Raw genomic sequence first — 15,614 nt, 5'->3', positions numbered from 1 at the left:
GGTGCTCTGGCCGGATTTGCATGAGTTCTCCTGGGGTTATGGCCTGGCACACTGCTTTCTGCGCAGGGCCGTCACGGAGCAGCGGGCTTGATACCCGAGGGTGTGAACCCAGAAGAGCCAAGAGCAGAACGATTTCGGTGCCCGTCGCTGCTATTTCGGGAATTCGCTACGATCTCTCAGCCCGCAGCCGTGGCCAGCGTGGTCCGGAGTTGCGCGTCAAGGTTAGCCGCGACGCGATCGACTTCCGTGTTTCTAAACTGTCCGAAGGTAGTGGCTGGGCGGTCGTACTCGAACGCGACATTGCCCTCGGCATCTTCGCGCAGAAGCACTCGGATCTTCGCCGGTCGCGATCTCGCGAAAGCCAGACAGCTTATGTCCAAGGACATGACCAGGATCGCATCGAGTGCAAAGTCCGAGACCTCCGGGCCATTCCGGTAGCCCTGGGACTTCATCTTCCGTAGCGATCTCGCGAATTCGTCTTCGTGAGGGACGCCGTTTTGGGGATCAGAAGGTGCGCTAGGCGGATAGCGGCTGGAGGCCTAAAATTGCGCTACAGCCTCGTGGACGGGCACCAGCTCATTGGCCGGCAATGCCAGCCCTCAGATGATCCTTGCCGCCCACGGGCCTCTACGCACCGTCTGGATGCCCTCCACGTTCAGGCCCTTGGCGATTTCGGTTGCGGGTGTTCGGTCAGCCTGGCGCAGCTTCTCTGGCACCGGAAGCAGATCATGTAACGGGCGACGCCATGCGTGGGGCAGATCGAAGAACGGCCGAACTCGGGGTGCTTAATCTCGACGCTTCCGATAGTGGTTGCCGGTGGCGTCGGTGAAAGTGATTGCCTCCGCGACGGCGAGCTCGACCGCCGCGCTCATCATCACGACCGGAGCATCGCCTCTCGACGGGGCCTGATCCAAGGCGACGACGCTCAATGCGGCCACGACGATCGCCGAACAGAGGCCAGCTATAACGGCAGTCGGGATCGTCGGCACTCGTGCACCTTCAAGGTTGTCCATAGGATGTCAGTGGTGCGTTAATAGGGCTGATCCGCGGCGGGGATCCGTCGAAAAAGAAGCGGGCACCAACCTGGTCAGTGAGCCAGCCGATCAGCGGGGGTTGAGCAACCACTCTCGCAGCTTCGTCCAGCGTCGCTTGGCGCTTCCACCTCGAACGGCCATGCCGATTGCCTTGCGCTGGCCGATCAGCACGACCAGCTGCTTGCCGCGCGTGACGCCGGTGTAGAGCAGGTTTCTTGCCAGCATGTTGAAGTGCTGCGTCACGATCGGGATCACCACGGCGGGATATTCCGATCCCTGGCTCTTATGGATCGTGGTGGCGAAGGCCGGCACCAGCGTATCGAGCTCGCCGTAGGGGTAGATCACTTCTCGCCCGTCGAAGGTGACGACGACGCAACCCCGCCGAGCTTCACGAGGTCGCTGCCGCGCTTCAGGTTGGTCTCGGCGACCTTCTCCGTGGCCTGCGCCTCGCCGAGGCTGGCCTGCGCCGCAGCGAGGCCGTTACGGGCGTCGAGGACGCCGGAGGCATCGAGCGTGGCCAGCGTCTGGCCGGCCTTCACCGGGTCGCCGGGCTGAACAGCGAGGCTGAGTACCCGGCCCGAGGTACGGGGCTTCAGGCGGGTGACCCGGCGCTCGTCGAAGGCCACCATGCCGGGGGTGCGCACGGGCAGGATGATCCGGCGCGTCTCGGCTTGCCCGAAGGCCAGTCCGAGGCGGCCCTGGCCGTCGGCATCGAGCCGGACGACGTTGTCCTCTGTCGGCTGCTCGGAGGCGGCAGGGGTCGTCGTCGCGGCCTCGGGTGCCGCGGGCGCCAACCCGACCGTCTGGAGAAGCGGTTCGGCATAAGGCCGGACGGCGTCGCGATACCACCAGCCGGCCAGCCCGAGCGTGGCCAGGCATACGACCAGCGCACACCACGAGCGGAGACCGATCCTTGCGGACGCAGGGACGGGCGCCGCGGTGCCGATAGGGGTTCCCCTCGCGCCCGAACCACCGGCATTCACCGACGTCCGCACCCCGCCACGGTCGACGATCTCGGCATCGCCGGTCCCGGGCATGTCGGTCTCAGCCTCCCTCAGCAAGATATCGATCCAAACCAGATTAGAGTTGTTCTAAGACATAGGGCTTGGGGCCGCACCCGCCATTAAATTCGCGTTCACACTCGTGGTCCCGAGACCAGTCCCGAACCACATCACGCATCGGGGATGGGGGCGTGAGCCCGTGAGGGGACCGGGTTGGCGAAGCTGCTTCTGATCGAGGACGATGCCGCGACGGCCGAGGAGATCCTCGCCGACCTGCGTGGGCGCGGACACGCCGTGGATTGGGCCGCGACCGGACCGGAGGGCGCCGCCCGCGCGCGAACGGGCTCGTGGGACGCCATCGTCCTCGACCGGATGCTTCCGGGCCTGGACGGGCTCACTGTGTTGCGGGACCTGCGCGGGGGTGGCGACCGGACGCCCGCGCTGGTCCTGAGCGCGCTGGGTGACGTCGACGAGCGCATCCGCGGCCTGCGCGCCGGTGGCGACGACTATCTCGGCAAGCCCTTCGTCCTTGCCGAACTCGCCGCCCGGATCGAGGCCTTGCTGCGGCGGCCGACGGACTCCCGCGAGACGGTCCTCAGGGTGGGGACACTGGAGCTCGACCTGCTCGCCGGGACCGGACGCCGGGGCGTGCGCGACCTCGACCTCCTGCCGCGCGAGCTCAAGCTGCTCGAATACCTGATGCGACGGCCGGGGCAGGTCGTGACCCGGGCGATGATGTTCGAGGAGGTCTGGAACTACCGGTTCGCACCCAAATCCAATCTCATCGACGTCCATGTCGGACGCCTGCGCAAGAAGCTTGAGGTCGATGGCGAGCCGATCCTGATCCACAATGTCCGGGGAGAGGGCTTCACCCTGACACCCGATGTCTAGGCTGACCCGCTCATTCGCCTTCCGCTGGGCGCTGGGCATCGCCCTGTGGTCGACCCTGCTGTCGTTGATGCTGTTCGCCTTCGTGTACTGGCAGACCGCCGCCTTCATGCAGGACGAGCTGAACCAGGTCCTACGCCATGAGGTCCGTTATGCCGCCCGTGACCCGGGGCAGGCGGCGAACCGCATCGAGACCTGGATCAGCGAGGACCTGCACAGCGTCCACTTCGCCGGCCTTTTCGGTCCCGACGGGAAAAAGCTCGCGGGCAACCTCGATGCGCGGCCGGCCAACCTGTCCCTGGATGGCGAGGTCCGCCGGATCGGCACCGAGGTCGCCATCGCGGGACGGCGCCTGCACGAGGATCTCTGGTCCGCGGCCGTGGCCCTGGGGGATGGCACCGTCGTGGTGGTGGCCCACGACACCGACGAGATCGACCGCGCCAAGTCCACGGTGATCCGGGCGCTCGGCCTCGCCCTTGTCCCGACCCTGGCCTTTTCCATCCTCGGCGGCGTGCTGCTCGCCGGGCGTGCCAAGCGCAGGCTGGCGTCGACCGAGGCGGCGGTCGCCCGGGTGATGCGTGGGGACCTGCGCCAGCGGCTTCCGGTCGGCGATGCCGGGGACGAGTTCGACCGCCTGGCGCGGGACGTGAACGGGATGCTCGACGAGATCGAGCGGCTCATGGACGAGGTACGTAGCGTCGGCGACGCAGTGGCACACGACCTGCGCACACCCCTGACGCGGCTCCGGCTGCGCCTGGAGCGCGGCCGCGACCAGGCACGGGACATCGGCGAACTGCGCGAGGCGGTGGACCAGGGGCTGGTCTGGATCGATCAGACCCTGGAGATGGTGACGGCGGTTCTCCGCATTGGCGAGATCGAGCATGGCCGCCGATGCGCCGCCTTCGGTCCTGTCGACCTTGGGCTCGTGGTGAGCGAGGCGGCGGAACTGTTCGAGCCCCTCGCCGAGGATAAGGGGATCGACCTCGAAGCGACGGTCGACGCGGGTGTCCCGGCCATCGAGGGTGACCGAAGCCTCATTTTCGAGGCGATCTCGAACCTCCTGGACAACGCGATCAAGTTCACGCCGGCTGGGGGCAGCGTCAGGCTCGGTCTCGACCGACGCGACGGCGATGGCGACGCCGTGATATCGGTGGAGGATACGGGCCCCGGAATCGTCGCCGGCGAGCGTGACCAGGTCTTCAAGCGATTCTATCGCGCGGAACGCGCTCGACAGACCCAAGGCAACGGACTTGGCCTCGGCCTCGTCGCCGCAATCGCCAAGCTGCACGGGTTCTCGCTGACCGTCGGCGACGGTCGAGCAGGCGGATGTCGTTTCGAGATGGAATGCCCGGTGGCGGACCGGCGTTCGACCATCACGGAATGACCGGCTGCCCGCCCGCGGACCATGGAACGAGGGTCCGGGACGCGGCTGGCGCCGGACTACTTCCCGTCAAGGCCGCGACCCGAAAATGAATATAATTTTAAGAATTGTTCCGGGGTCTGCTTTGGTGGGACGCTTACCCGATGATGCCCAGAAATGCTCTTGCGGTGGAAAGGTGGGCCTACGCGCTCATCGCCTTCGCCATGATCAGCTCATCGGCGACTGCAGGGCCCTCACGTGTCCGCAATGATCCGCCGCTGTCCTTCTCCGAACCGGTCGGCGTTCCACACAAGCACGGCGCAGGCTCGTGCATCAGCAGGGGGTCCCTTCAATGGTACTGCAGGGCGGACCAGACTTGCGAACTCAATTGCTCGACCGCTCCGCCGGGTATGGAATGCCACGGCGGCGATGACTGACGCTCAGGGGTTATGGCATGCACTACCCGTGACCGACATGCGCAATATCCGAGAGCGTCAGCCGTCTCCTTCGGCGTATCCCGGAACTTGCGGCAATCTTAAATTCGGCGTCATTTTCGAACGCTTCTAAACTGCAGCCGTTTCCAAGGTTCACATCGCCCGTCCGGGCGGTGCACGCACCAAGGTCAATTCGGCACCTCATGAAGAACGCTCGTCTCCTCTCGGCCCTGCTTCTCGTCGGGACCGCCCTGCCGCTTCCAGTCCTCGCCAACGGCACGCCGACCGCCGCACCCTCTGCGCCGAGCGCGATGAAGGTCCTCTCGCGGATCGACCTCGCCCAGGCCGACCAGCCAACCGCCAAGAGCACCGACGATGTCCGCGGCGCCTCGCAGACCAAGACCACCAGCCCGCAACCGGTGGGCGCCTTTCCGACCAACGAGATGTCGGGGATGCCTGTCATCGGGCTCGATGGCGGCGCCGACGCGATCAAGAAGGATGTCGCGGCCCTTCAGCAGACCCTGACCGAGCTGCAGCAGCTGCAGCTCCAGACCAAGCAGGCGCACTGGAACGCGTCCGGCACCCTCTACTACCCGCTGCATCTGCTCCTCCAGGAGCACTACGAGGGCCTGTCCAAGTACGCCGACACCATCGCCGAGCGCCTGCTGGCGGTCGGGAGCTCGGCGGACGGGCGCGCCAACACCATCGTGAGGACCTCGGGCGTTCCCGAGATCCCCGGGGGCTTCCTCGACGACGCCCAGATCCTGGTCTGGTTCACCAACGCCTACAAGCGGGTCGGCGAGGAGGTGAACGCCGCCATCAAGGCGACGGAGCAGGTCGACCCGACCACCTCCAACCTCCTGCAGGAGGTCGAGCACGGCATCGCCAAGTACCAGTGGCAGATGCGTGCCCAGCTTCAGCGCACGAAGACCGACCCGAACACGGGGTGGGACCTCAACGACAACAAGCCCGTCGACCTCGCGCCCCAGGCGCCGTCGAAGCCCTGATGCACTCCGGTCACGCCTGCGCCCCCCACGGCGCGGGCGTGACCCACTCCGACGGGACATGACATGCCGATCCATCAAGCCGCCTACGACCGCACCACCATCGCCCTGCACTGGCTGATGGCCGGGCTGGTGCTGATCCTCTGGCTGGTCGGCACCTTCCTCGAAGATCTCGTTCCTAAGGGCGCGCTTCGGTCGGGAATCTGGTCGGCCCACTTCGTCCTGGGCTTCGCCTTCACCGGCGTCATCGTCGCGTTGCTGGCCTGGCGGCATACGAAGGGCCGCCAGTTGCCGGTCGAGGATCCGGGTCCCCTCCATGTCCTCGCCAAGACGACCCATGCCGCCCTCTACCTGCTGCTCTTCGCCATCGCCGGGCTCGGCATCGCCAACGCCTTCGTGCGCGGCGTCACCCTGATCGGACCGATTGCCCTGCCGCAACTCGGCGATCCGGAATGGCGCAAGCCGCTGACCCAGTGGCACGGTCTTGCTGCCAACATCCTGATGGCGGTCGCCGCCTTCCATGCCGCGGCCGCGCTCGTCCACCATTACCTCTGGCATGACGCCGTGCTGAGCCGCATCCTTCCGGGCCGCGCATCGGCCGCTCCTCTCGAAAGACACTGACGATCATGCGACGGGTCCATAAGGAAAACCATCTGATCGACCGCGTCGGCTGGCTGAGGGCCGCGGTGCTCGGCGCCAACGACGGCCTCGTCTCGACGGCCAGCCTCATCGTCGGCGTCGCCGCCTCCTCCGCCGCGTCCGGGGAGATCCTCGTCGCCGGGACGGCCGGACTCGTGGCCGGCGCGATGTCGATGGCGGCCGGCGAGTACGTCTCGGTCAGTTCCCAGTCGGACACCGAGCAGGCGGACCTTGCGAGGGAGCGACGGGAACTCGACGAGGACCCGGCCGCCGAGCGTGAGGAGCTCGCGTCGATCTACGTCGCGCGGGGGCTCGACCATGACCTCGCGCTCAAGGTGGCTGACCAACTCATGGAAAAGGATGCGCTCGGCGCCCATGCCAGGGACGAACTCGGCATCTCCGAGTTCACCACGGCGCGACCGATCCAGGCGGCGTTGACGTCGGCGGCGACGTTCTCCACCGGGGCGGCCCTCCCCTTGCTCGTTGCCGCGCTCTCACCGGCGAACGTCGTGGTCTACGCGGTGTCGGGCTCCTCCCTGCTGTTCCTGGCCGTACTCGGTGCGCTCGGGGCCAAGGCAGGGGGGGCCGCCATCCCGCGAGCGACCGCGCGTGTGGCGTTCTGGGGTGCGGCGGCGATGGCCGTCACGGCCGGCATCGGCCATCTCGTCGGAAAGGCCGTCTGAGCGACCGGTCTTTGGTCGCGCGCTCAAGGCACCTGTTGGTCGATGCCGAGCAGGCAGGCTCCGGCCGCGATGAACCCGTTGCAACTTGCCCCAAGAAGCAATCGTGCGGTGACGATGAGGGCCATGCCGACGCCTGCCGTTAGGGGTCGTTCGACGGCCTTGCGGTTATCGTTTGCGGGAATTCCGATGCGGGAGTCGCGACGTGCCGTCGTCACCCCGGCACGGATCGAGGGCATCCGATCCTCGCTCGGCAGGTGACGGATCGCTCTCATGGCCGCATCCCCTGCGGCGAGCCACGATGGCATGACCATGCGACCCGCGACGAACGGAGCCGCATGCTTCCCATGGCGGCCGACGGCGCCGAGACCCTGGTAGGAGCCGCCGTCACCGCTTCCTGGGGACATGGCGAGGAGGGTTCGGTTATTCCAGGGCCGGGTCGGCCACCACCGATCCGATGCCGTTGGCCATGATGGCCGGCCTGGCGGATCGGCGTCGGCCCCGGATTGCGCGGAACCGCTCCAACCATGCCCGAGACGTGGGATCGTTCCCGGGTCAGTGCATCCGGCGGTCCATGCAGGCGTCGGTGACGTCCTGCCCGGTCTCGACGTCCCGGACGAAAACGCGATGCCCCTCCGCCCTGAACCATTCGAGGTCCTCGGCGGAGACGTAGGTCTTGCGCCCGGGATCGTACAGGCGGGAGCCGGCGTAGCGCTTGAGCTGCAGGATGGGTTGCGGTTTCTTCTTCGGCATCGCTTCCATGGGTCTGGCGTCGCCGACGGCTCGGCAGGATCCTTACCTTGGAACGATTATAGTCTGGGAGTTGGGCGTGCAATGATCGACCGGCGCTCGTGGCCCGACCCTCTGCCCCATCCGCGAGACACTGAGGGACCTCGGCCGAATATCCTTCCAGGGGCGATGGTGGTGTCCAGGCGGAGCCGTGGAGACGTATCGACCCGGTCGCGAGTTCAATGCACTCGACGTCGCCCGGGCCGAGCTTTTCGAGTACCATCACCAGGGCTCGCAGCGCCTTGCCGTGCCCGACGACAAGCGTCAGACCTCTCAATGTCGCCATCTGGGGTGCACCGGGTAGTGAGGAAGTCCTGCGCGACGGTGTCCCTGAGGCCTTCTTCTCTATTTCAAAGGGCATCCCCTTCGCGTTTTCGATGTCCAGGCTATGCCGTCGCGCCCGGCCCAGGGTACTCCAACCAAGTGGTATGGAGATGCCGGCAGACACGCATCATCGTCACCACGTGATAGATCCCCGCCGCGCGCAGCACGTCGTTGGTCTGCGGCGAGATCAGCCCGCGCTTGCCGGTGACGAGGGCTGCGGCGACGGCGCCGGCCTGCCCGCCATTGGCGTCGGTGATCCGTCGGGTGAGCGCGTTGCGAGCGTCGTCGATCGCGGCAGCGAGGCGGAGCCGCCAGGGCAACGGCCCGGTCGGAGCGATCACGTCGATCCGGCCGGTCAGGGAGCCGACGGCCCCGATGCCGCGAAAATAGGCATCGCGGGCGAAATCGTAGCCACCGGGCCGCGCCGCCTCGGGTGGCGGCAGCAGCCGCGCGACGGCGCTGATCCGATCACCGGGCTTGATCGCCTGCGCCTTCCGATAGGAGACCCGCACCCGCGTCGGGCGCCCCACCTCCTCCAGCGTGCCGAAGGCGATCACCTTCACGACGAGCCGGGCGCCCTGTTCGCGTTCGTCGAGGGCTTCGACGAGGCCGGTCAGCGGCGCGATCATCGTGCGGGCGAGGACCGGGCTCGCCACGCTGGCGACGCGATAGGCGGCGGCGGCAAAGCCGAGGAACGCTGCGGCGAGGGCGAGCATCAGGGCCAGCGCCACCGGCCTGGCGCGCAGGGCGAAGCTCGTCGCGACGGCGAGCACTGCGGCAGAGAGCGGCGCGACCAGCATCGGCGGCCCGTCCGTCGCGGTCAGCTCGACGAGGATTCCCGCCCCGAAGGCTACCGCGAGCCAGGGAAACAGCCGGCGCTGGCCGGCCTCCTGCGCGAGCGCGCCGACGAGGCCATCGCGAAGATCCCCTAGGGCCAGCGAGGGCACCGGCAGGCGGCCGGCGACGCGAGCCGGAAGGCTCCGTACCGCCGATGCCGCGCGCTGCCCCGCCATCCGGTTGGTTCCGTCGCAGCCCGGTCGCGAGACCCCGTGACGTTTTCTTAACGCATCCCTCGGCGCGTGCTACAGGCGCGCCTTGGATCGGGTACCGGACTCCGCCAAACGGGGCGGTCGATCCACAGATCCGCTCAGCTCCACACCCATTCAGCAGTCAGCCTCCCGATGCCGTCCAACGTCGTCACGCGCTTTGCGCCCTCGCCCACGGGCTACCTGCATATCGGCGGGGCCCGCACCGCCCTGTTCAACTGGCTCTACGCGCGCCGCTTCGGCGGGCGCATGCTGCTGCGGATCGAAGACACCGACCGCGAGCGCTCGACGCAGGGGGCGATCGACGCGATTCTCGACGGCATGTCCTGGCTCGGCCTCGACTGGGACGGCGAGCCCGTCCACCAGTTCGCCCGGGCCGACCGCCACCGCGAGGCGGCCGAGACGCTGCTCGCCTCGGGCCACGCCTATCGCTGCTTCGCCAGCGCGGAAGAGCTGCAGCAGATGCGCGAAACCGCCCGCGCCGAAGGCCGCGCCCCGCGCTACGACGGCCGCTGGCGCGACCGCGACCCGTCCGAGGCGCCGGCCGGCGCCAAGTCGGTCATTCGCCTCCGCGCGCCGACCGAGGGTGAGACCGTCGTCGACGACGCCGTGCAGGGCCGCGTCACCTGGGCGAACAAGGATCTCGACGACCTCGTGCTGCTGCGCTCGGACGGCAACCCGACCTACATGCTCGCCGTGGTGGTGGACGACCACGACATGGGCGTCACTCAGATCATCCGCGGCGACGACCACCTCACCAACGCCGCCCGGCAGGCGCAGATCTACAAGCTGCTCGGCTGGGACGTGCCGGCCATGGCGCATATCCCGCTGATCCACGGGGCCGACGGCGCCAAGCTCTCGAAGCGCCACGGGGCGCTCGGCGTCGAGGCCTATCGCGACCTCGGCTACCTGCCGTCGGCCCTGCGCAACTACCTCGTCCGCCTCGGCTGGAGCCACGGCGACCAGGAGGTATTCTCGACGGACGAGATGGTCGCGGCCTTCGATCTCAAGGCGATCGGCCGCTCGCCGGCGCGCTTCGATTTCGCCAAGCTCGAGAACCTCAACGGCCTCTACATCCGCGGCAGCGACGACGCGACTTTGGTCGACGCGATCCAGCGGATCGTGCCCGAGCCGATCGCACCAGAGTTGCGCGAAAAACTCGTCGCGGCGATGCCGGGGCTGAAGGAGCGCGCCAAGACCCTCGTGGAGCTTCTCGACAGCGCCTATTACCTCACCGCCGCCCGGCCGCTGGCGCTCGACGACAAGGCCAAGGGCCTCCTCGGCGACGACGCGAAGGCGCGGCTCGGCCTCGTGATCCCCGCGCTCGAAGCCTTGGAGGAGTGGTCGGCCGCCGCCACCGAGGCCGAGGTGCGAAAGTTCGCGGAGGCGCAGGGCCTGAAGCTCGGACAGGTCGCCCAGCCGCTGCGGGCCGCGCTCACGGGGCGGGCGACCTCGCCGCCGCTGTTCGACGTGATGGCGGTGCTCGGCCGTGAGGAATCGCTCGCTCGGCTTCGCGACCAGATCGCCGCCTAGAATCGCGCCCGGACGGCCCGGTTTTCGCATCGCAACACGCCAGCAGGCGGGACCTCCCCGTTGCTGGCGGTCGAGCGATCCGCTAACCCGGTGACTGAGTGAGCAACTGCAGCAAATCTGCGGTTCCGCCTCAGTCCGGAGCGTTCGACCCGTCGGCCTCCGGACCGGTGCTGCCCGTCGCGAGAAAGGGTCCGCGCGTCCATGAGCGTTTCCGCCAGCTCCATCACGGTCGACGACAAGCGCGTCGAGTTGCCCGTCAAGTCCGGCACGATCGGGCCGAGTGTCCTCGATATCGGCAAGCTGCACGGCCAGACCGGCATCTTCACCTTCGACCCCGGCTTCACCTCCACCGCCTCGTGCGAATCGGCGATCACCTACATCGACGGCGACGAGGGCGTGCTGCTCTATCGCGGCTATCCGATCGAGCAGTTGGCCGAACAGGGCGACTTCCTCGAGACCGCCTACCTGATGCTGTTCGGCGAATTGCCGACGCCCGCTCAGAAGGCGGATTTCGACTACCGGGTCACGCGCCACACCATGGTGCACGACCAGATGAACCGCTTCTTCCAGGGCTTCCGCCGCGACGCGCATCCGATGGCGATCATGGTCGCCTGCGTCGGCGCGCTCTCGGCCTTCTATCACGACTCGACCGACATCTCGGACGAGAACCAGCGCATGGTCGCCTCCCTGCGCATGATCGCCAAGATGCCGACCCTGGCGGCGATGGCCTACAAATACTCGATCGGCCAGCCGTTCGTATATCCGAAGAACGACCTCGACTACACCTCGAACTTCCTGCGGATGTGTTTCGCAGTGCCGTGCGAGGATTTCCAGGTCAACCCGATCTACGCCCGCGCGCTCGACAAGATCTTCATCCTGCACGCCGACCACGAGCAGAACGCCTCGACCTCGACGGTGCGTCTGGCCGGCTCCTCGGGCGCCAACCCCTTCGCCTGTATCGCCGCCGGCATCGCCTGCCTGTGGGGTCCGGCCCATGGCGGCGCCAACGAGGCGGCGCTGAAGATGCTGATGGAGATCGGCACCCCCGACAACGTCGCCAAATACGTCGCCAAGGCGAAGGACAAGAACGACCCCTTCCGCCTGATGGGCTTCGGCCACCGCGTCTACAAGAACTACGATCCGCGCGCGCGCATCATGCAGAAGACCACGCATGAAGTGCTCAAGGAGCTCAACATCAAGGACGACCTGCTCGAAGTCGCCGTGCAGCTCGAGAAGATCGCGCTCGAGGACGAGTACTTCATCGAGAAGAAGCTCTATCCGAACATCGACTTCTATTCGGGCATCACCCTCAAGGCGCTCGGCTTCCCGACCTCGATGTTCACGGTGCTGTTCGCGCTCGCCCGCACCACCGGCTGGATCGCCCAGTGGGCCGAGATGATCCAGGACCCGGCCCAGAAGATCGGCCGCCCGCGCCAGCTCTATGTCGGCCCGGAGCAGCGCGACTACGTCAACATCGCCCAGCGCGGCTGACCGCCGTCTTTCGCACCACGTCGCTCCGGGGCCGCGCCGCGGGACCCGGAACGACGGCGACGGACCAGCGCGGACGCTTGTGGACAGCCATCGACGCGCGTGCCGATCGTGTCGCCGCGGCACTCTATCCACGCAGTGAGCTGCGATAGCCTTCCGAAGGGAGGCCCGTGGGACGATGCGCTACCGAGTTTCAGCTACCAACCGATCGTTTGAAGCCCCTGCCGTCATTGCGAGCGCCGCGAAGCAATCCAGGGCCACGGACACGACGCCGGAGCGGCTGCCCTGGATTGCTTCGCCTGCGGCTCGCAATGACGAAGGCGGGCGCGATCCGGTCAGCCGGGCATCGTCAGTGCGACCGGCGCTCATACTGCCTCGGGTCCAGGTGGCCTGCCTCGCCGCCATGCTGGCCCTTTCGACCGGCGGATGCACCGGCATCGCGACCTCCGCCGCCCCGTCCCCGTCGACCGGAACGCTGCGCGCGCGCATCGCCGCGCTGACCCTCGGCCAGGTCGATTTCGGTTCGATCTCGATCCTCCCGGTGCGCTTCGAGAAGAGCCGGATCAGCGGGCCGTTCGACGATAGCGGGCGCACCCTCTACTGCGTGTCGAGCCACATGAAGGGCCGGACCTTCGGCAAGGCGGAGCGGCCGAAGGCCGTGATCCGCCACGAGGGTGGGGTGCTCAAGGTGCTCAGCGACGAGGCAGAGGTCTGCGAGGGGCACCGGACCGAGCCGTTTACGGAACTCGATTCGCCTGCCTGATCGGGAGGCGTAGACCCCCTCCGTCCGCTTCGCGGCCACCTCCCCCAGTGGCGGAGGAGGATGTCGCGCGTTTCCTCGCCCCGTGGGCGAGGGGGACCATGCGCAGTGTGGTGGAGTGGGCGGCGGCGCCATCCTCCCACTACCCGCCACCCGGCCGCAGCCCTACTTCCGCGATCGAACCTGCCGCCATCCAAAGCCGGACACCGCGCATGACCGACACGCCGAAGCTGATCCACGCCATGGTCCGCGTGCGCGAAGAGGCCCGCTCCCTCGAATTCTACCGCACGGCCTTCGCCCTCGAGATCGCCGACCGGCTCGACTTCGACGGGTTCACCCTGATCTACCTGTCGAACCCCGAATCCGGCTTCGAGCTGGAGCTGACCGTCAACAAGAGCCAGAGCGAGCCCTACGACCTCGGCAACGGCTACGGCCACCTTGCCGTCTCGGTCGCCGACCTCGACGCTGCGCATGCCCGGATGAAGGACGCGGGCCTGGCGCCGGGGAATCTCAAGGAGCTTGCGCATTCCAGCGGCGGCAAGGCGCGGTTCTTTTTTATTGCAGACCCGGATGGGTACAAGATCGAGGTGTTGCAGCGGGGGTGGCGATTTTTGTAGGGGCGTTCTCCAAACACGGAATAAAATTTTACCGTTCCGTCATTCCTCAAGTCATCTCGATCAACATAACACAATCACAGCACTTATTGACTTAGTAGCTTGCCTAGATATAATATATATTTTCTAAATACTATTCATTCTTTAAATCGACTTCTAAAATTTACTTCTTAACACTACAGAATAAATAAAACATATTTATTTTTGTTTCTTGAAAATTTATTTTTAGCAAACGGGCTTCTTCCGGAGACATCTTTGAAATCGTGGTGCAACTGAGCAGGGTAGCCAACAAAGGTGTTTGATATTAGGCTGCGTAGTGCAAGTTTATTTGTTACAGTGCCTGCAACCCATTGGTGACCCTCGAATGTCCCGTACGTCCAGGAATTCAAACAAACTTATTCTCAAGAATGGCATGTCGATCGGAAGTAATGCCGCCGAATTTGACGATGAATTTCTGTTCGAGTGTTTTGTACATCATCCTGCTGTACAGAGAAGCATAGACCCCGGACACGCTGGGATGATACTAGATGGTCGAACAGGCGCTGGAAAGACGGCTATAGTTCGATATATAATCAATAATAATAATCATTGTCATGAATTAGAACCTCTTAATATGGCAATGAACTACGTCGCCAACTCAGATATATTGAATTTTCTTCATACTATTGGCGCAGATTTAGATCTGTTTTTTCAGACACTATGGAAACACGTTCTTTGTATAGAATACATACGCCTGCGGTGGGATATCACGGACGAATCGTCTTCTAGAAGTATATTTGACAAACTGTGCGACCGCTTTGGCGGTGATCCACGAAAGAAAAAAAGTCTCAGCTATTTAAAGGAGTGGGAGTCGAAATTCTGGATCACAATGGATCAAAACATAAAAGAATTGACTGAAAAAATGGAAAATAAACTTGAGATTGAGCTTGGGGGAGAAACACACAAAATAAAATCTCGCGGTCAGTATGCCAAGCAATTAAGCACAGATAAAAAGTCTGAACTTATCTCAAGAGCCCGAAAAGTTATCAGCGCAGATCAACTTGCTGAGCTCGCAGGTGTAATTGACATACTTAGTGACAATGACGATGGCAAAAGCTATTATGGAGGCCGAAATTACTATATACTCATTGATAAACTTGATGAACATTGGGTAGATACGAGCATAAGATTCCGGCTAATTCGCGCACTGATCGAGTCTCTCAAAGCGTTTCGAAGAATATCGAATCTCAAACTTATAGTCTGCATGCGATCAGACATTCTTGAGCGAGTACTGCAGGAGACAAAAAATCTATCATTCCAGCGCGAAAAATATGAAGATTATTTTCTGAGAATCGAATGGAATAAAGCACTTTTAACAGACCTTATAAACAAAATAATTAGGACTCTTTTTAGAAAACAATACAGTCCTAGCACTAATTTAGAGTTTACAGATGTTTTTGCCTATAATGTTGGAAGCGTAGATCCAATGGATTACATGCTTGATAGAACACTTATGAGACCACGCGACATAATCGCTTTTGTTAATCAATGTCTCAAAGTATCGGATGGAACATATGAAATTTCTGCAGCAAAAATAAAGCAAGCAGAGAAAGAATATTCTCGCATCCGGCGCGATGCTCTTGAACAGGAATGGCTGAGTGCTTTTCCGACATTGAAGCGCTTGCTCGATTTCGTCGCGTCCGCAAAGAAGGAAAGTTTCAGCATTGACAAATTGGTAGAAGATAAATCTGCCGAGAAATGCGCCTTAGAAATCGCGGCCGATCCGAAAATAGACTTTGATCCTATTCATGCAGCAGCGATTGCCTACATTGAAGGTGGCGGAGAGCCGATGGTATTTGTAAAAGAGGCCCTTTCTATTTTGTACCGAGTTGGCGCCATTGGTGTAAAGCTTAGAACTAACGAGAGGATTAGCTATTCCCATCTGGATGAGCCTTCTATTGCGCCAAGCGTAATCCCCGATGCAGCAAGAGTTAGAATCCACCCTATGCTGCATTCAGCCTTGGCATTTTCGCCGATATAG

14 protein-coding genes and 2 pseudogenes are annotated in these 15,614 nt (G+C 63.9%); 10 read left to right on the top strand and 6 right to left on the bottom strand.

Annotated features, from left to right (window positions below; all coding sequences use genetic code 11):
• Positions 1-785: 785 nt before the first annotated feature.
• The 3 genes and pseudogenes from MFF07_RS08160 to MFF07_RS22800 all read right to left on the bottom strand — a co-directional run bounded on the left by MFF07_RS08160 (position 786) and on the right by MFF07_RS22800 (position 2,071).
• Entirely contained in the window at positions 786-1,013 is a 228-nt protein-coding gene (locus tag MFF07_RS08160) for a hypothetical protein (RefSeq protein WP_238231494.1), read from the bottom strand.
• A 90-nt stretch (positions 1,014-1,103) separates the two neighbouring features.
• Positions 1,104-1,403: pseudogene (locus MFF07_RS08155) on the bottom strand (ATP-binding domain-containing protein); the annotation flags it as partial.
• Positions 1,376-2,071, bottom strand: coding sequence for an efflux RND transporter periplasmic adaptor subunit (locus MFF07_RS22800; protein WP_306424633.1), 696 nt, complete (start codon positions 2,069-2,071; stop codon positions 1,376-1,378). The gene MFF07_RS22800 and the pseudogene MFF07_RS08155, both read right to left, overlap by 28 nt.
• A gap of 177 nt (positions 2,072-2,248) precedes the next feature.
• On the opposite strand from MFF07_RS22800, the gene MFF07_RS08145 reads away from it, so the two are divergent.
• The 5 genes from MFF07_RS08145 (at position 2,249) to MFF07_RS08125 (ending at position 7,043) form a co-directional block, all read left to right on the top strand.
• Positions 2,249-2,926, top strand: a complete 678-nt coding sequence (locus MFF07_RS08145) for a response regulator transcription factor (protein WP_238231492.1) — start codon at positions 2,249-2,251, stop codon at positions 2,924-2,926.
• Complete coding sequence (locus tag MFF07_RS08140; RefSeq protein WP_238231490.1) at positions 2,919-4,307, top strand: sensor histidine kinase; 1,389 nt, start codon at positions 2,919-2,921, stop codon at positions 4,305-4,307. Before MFF07_RS08145 ends, MFF07_RS08140 begins: the two co-directional genes overlap by 8 nt.
• Positions 4,308-4,920: 613 nt before the next feature.
• Positions 4,921-5,724 carry a Dps family protein gene (locus tag MFF07_RS08135; RefSeq protein ID WP_238231488.1) on the top strand — a complete coding sequence of 268 codons (804 nt, stop codon included), beginning with the start codon at positions 4,921-4,923 and terminating at the stop codon, positions 5,722-5,724.
• Between the two features lie 63 nt (positions 5,725-5,787).
• Positions 5,788-6,342 (top strand): cytochrome b, encoded by a 555-nt coding sequence (locus MFF07_RS08130; RefSeq protein ID WP_238231487.1) that lies wholly within the window; start codon positions 5,788-5,790, stop codon positions 6,340-6,342.
• Positions 6,343-6,347: 5 nt separating this feature from the next.
• Positions 6,348-7,043 carry a VIT1/CCC1 transporter family protein gene (locus tag MFF07_RS08125; RefSeq protein WP_238231486.1) on the top strand — a complete coding sequence of 232 codons (696 nt, stop codon included), beginning with the start codon at positions 6,348-6,350 and terminating at the stop codon, positions 7,041-7,043.
• Positions 7,044-7,066: 23 nt separating this feature from the next.
• On the opposite strand, the gene MFF07_RS08120 is transcribed toward MFF07_RS08125, so the two are convergent.
• The 3 genes and pseudogenes from MFF07_RS08120 to MFF07_RS08105 all read right to left on the bottom strand — a co-directional run.
• Positions 7,067-7,279, bottom strand: coding sequence for a hypothetical protein (locus MFF07_RS08120; RefSeq protein ID WP_238231485.1), 213 nt, complete (start codon positions 7,277-7,279; stop codon positions 7,067-7,069).
• A gap of 316 nt (positions 7,280-7,595) precedes the next feature.
• Positions 7,596-7,793, bottom strand: a complete 198-nt coding sequence (locus MFF07_RS08115; protein ID WP_238231484.1) for a polyhydroxyalkanoate synthesis regulator DNA-binding domain-containing protein — start codon at positions 7,791-7,793, stop codon at positions 7,596-7,598.
• Positions 7,794-8,281: 488 nt separating this feature from the next.
• Positions 8,282-9,166, bottom strand: a pseudogene (locus MFF07_RS08105) (DUF4131 domain-containing protein); the annotation flags it as partial.
• 168 nt (positions 9,167-9,334) lie between these two features.
• On the opposite strand from MFF07_RS08105, the gene gltX reads away from it, so the two are divergent.
• The 5 genes from gltX (at position 9,335) to MFF07_RS08080 (ending at position 15,614) form a co-directional block, all read left to right on the top strand.
• The gene (gene gltX / locus MFF07_RS08100) at positions 9,335-10,732 is read left to right on the top strand and encodes a glutamate--tRNA ligase (RefSeq protein WP_147813886.1); all 1,398 of its coding nucleotides are present in this window, start codon (positions 9,335-9,337) and stop codon (positions 10,730-10,732) included.
• Between the two features lie 201 nt (positions 10,733-10,933).
• Positions 10,934-12,223: a citrate synthase gene (locus tag MFF07_RS08095; protein WP_147813884.1), complete on the top strand. Its 1,290-nt coding sequence runs from the start codon at positions 10,934-10,936 to the stop codon at positions 12,221-12,223.
• Between the two features lie 400 nt (positions 12,224-12,623).
• Positions 12,624-12,983, top strand: coding sequence for a hypothetical protein (locus MFF07_RS08090; RefSeq protein WP_147813882.1), 360 nt, complete (start codon positions 12,624-12,626; stop codon positions 12,981-12,983).
• Positions 12,984-13,192: 209 nt separating this feature from the next.
• On the top strand, positions 13,193-13,597 hold the full coding sequence (locus MFF07_RS08085; protein ID WP_147813880.1) for a VOC family protein: 405 nt from the start codon (positions 13,193-13,195) through the stop codon (positions 13,595-13,597).
• Positions 13,598-14,006: 409 nt separating this feature from the next.
• On the top strand, positions 14,007-15,614 hold the full coding sequence (locus tag MFF07_RS08080) for a P-loop ATPase, Sll1717 family (protein ID WP_238231482.1): 1,608 nt from the start codon (positions 14,007-14,009) through the stop codon (positions 15,612-15,614).

This window comes from Methylobacterium thuringiense (genome assembly GCF_022179645.1).
GTDB lineage: Bacteria > Pseudomonadota > Alphaproteobacteria > Rhizobiales > Beijerinckiaceae > Methylobacterium > Methylobacterium thuringiense.
Note: the sequence above shows the minus strand (reverse complement) of the source record. Positions and strands in the feature narration are given on the sequence as shown.

Excerpts from the sequence above, each read along its gene's own strand:
- MFF07_RS08160 (WP_238231494.1), bottom strand. The coding sequence starts at position 1,013 with ATGGACAACCTTGAAGGTGCACGAGTGCCGACGATCCCGACTGCCGTT.
- MFF07_RS22800 (WP_306424633.1), bottom strand. The coding sequence starts at position 2,071 with ATGCCCGGGACCGGCGATGCCGAGATCGTCGACCGTGGCGGGGTGCGG.
- MFF07_RS08140 (WP_238231490.1), top strand. The coding sequence starts at position 2,919 with ATGTCTAGGCTGACCCGCTCATTCGCCTTCCGCTGGGCGCTGGGCATC.
- MFF07_RS08135 (WP_238231488.1), top strand. The coding sequence starts at position 4,921 with ATGAAGAACGCTCGTCTCCTCTCGGCCCTGCTTCTCGTCGGGACCGCC.
- MFF07_RS08130 (WP_238231487.1), top strand. The coding sequence starts at position 5,788 with ATGCCGATCCATCAAGCCGCCTACGACCGCACCACCATCGCCCTGCAC.
- MFF07_RS08125 (WP_238231486.1), top strand. The coding sequence starts at position 6,348 with ATGCGACGGGTCCATAAGGAAAACCATCTGATCGACCGCGTCGGCTGG.
- MFF07_RS08120 (WP_238231485.1), bottom strand. The coding sequence starts at position 7,279 with ATGCCCTCGATCCGTGCCGGGGTGACGACGGCACGTCGCGACTCCCGC.
- MFF07_RS08115 (WP_238231484.1), bottom strand. The coding sequence starts at position 7,793 with ATGCCGAAGAAGAAACCGCAACCCATCCTGCAGCTCAAGCGCTACGCC.
- gltX (WP_147813886.1), top strand. The coding sequence starts at position 9,335 with ATGCCGTCCAACGTCGTCACGCGCTTTGCGCCCTCGCCCACGGGCTAC.
- MFF07_RS08095 (WP_147813884.1), top strand. The coding sequence starts at position 10,934 with ATGAGCGTTTCCGCCAGCTCCATCACGGTCGACGACAAGCGCGTCGAG.
- MFF07_RS08090 (WP_147813882.1), top strand. The coding sequence starts at position 12,624 with ATGCTGGCCCTTTCGACCGGCGGATGCACCGGCATCGCGACCTCCGCC.
- MFF07_RS08085 (WP_147813880.1), top strand. The coding sequence starts at position 13,193 with ATGACCGACACGCCGAAGCTGATCCACGCCATGGTCCGCGTGCGCGAA.
- MFF07_RS08080 (WP_238231482.1), top strand. The coding sequence starts at position 14,007 with ATGTCGATCGGAAGTAATGCCGCCGAATTTGACGATGAATTTCTGTTC.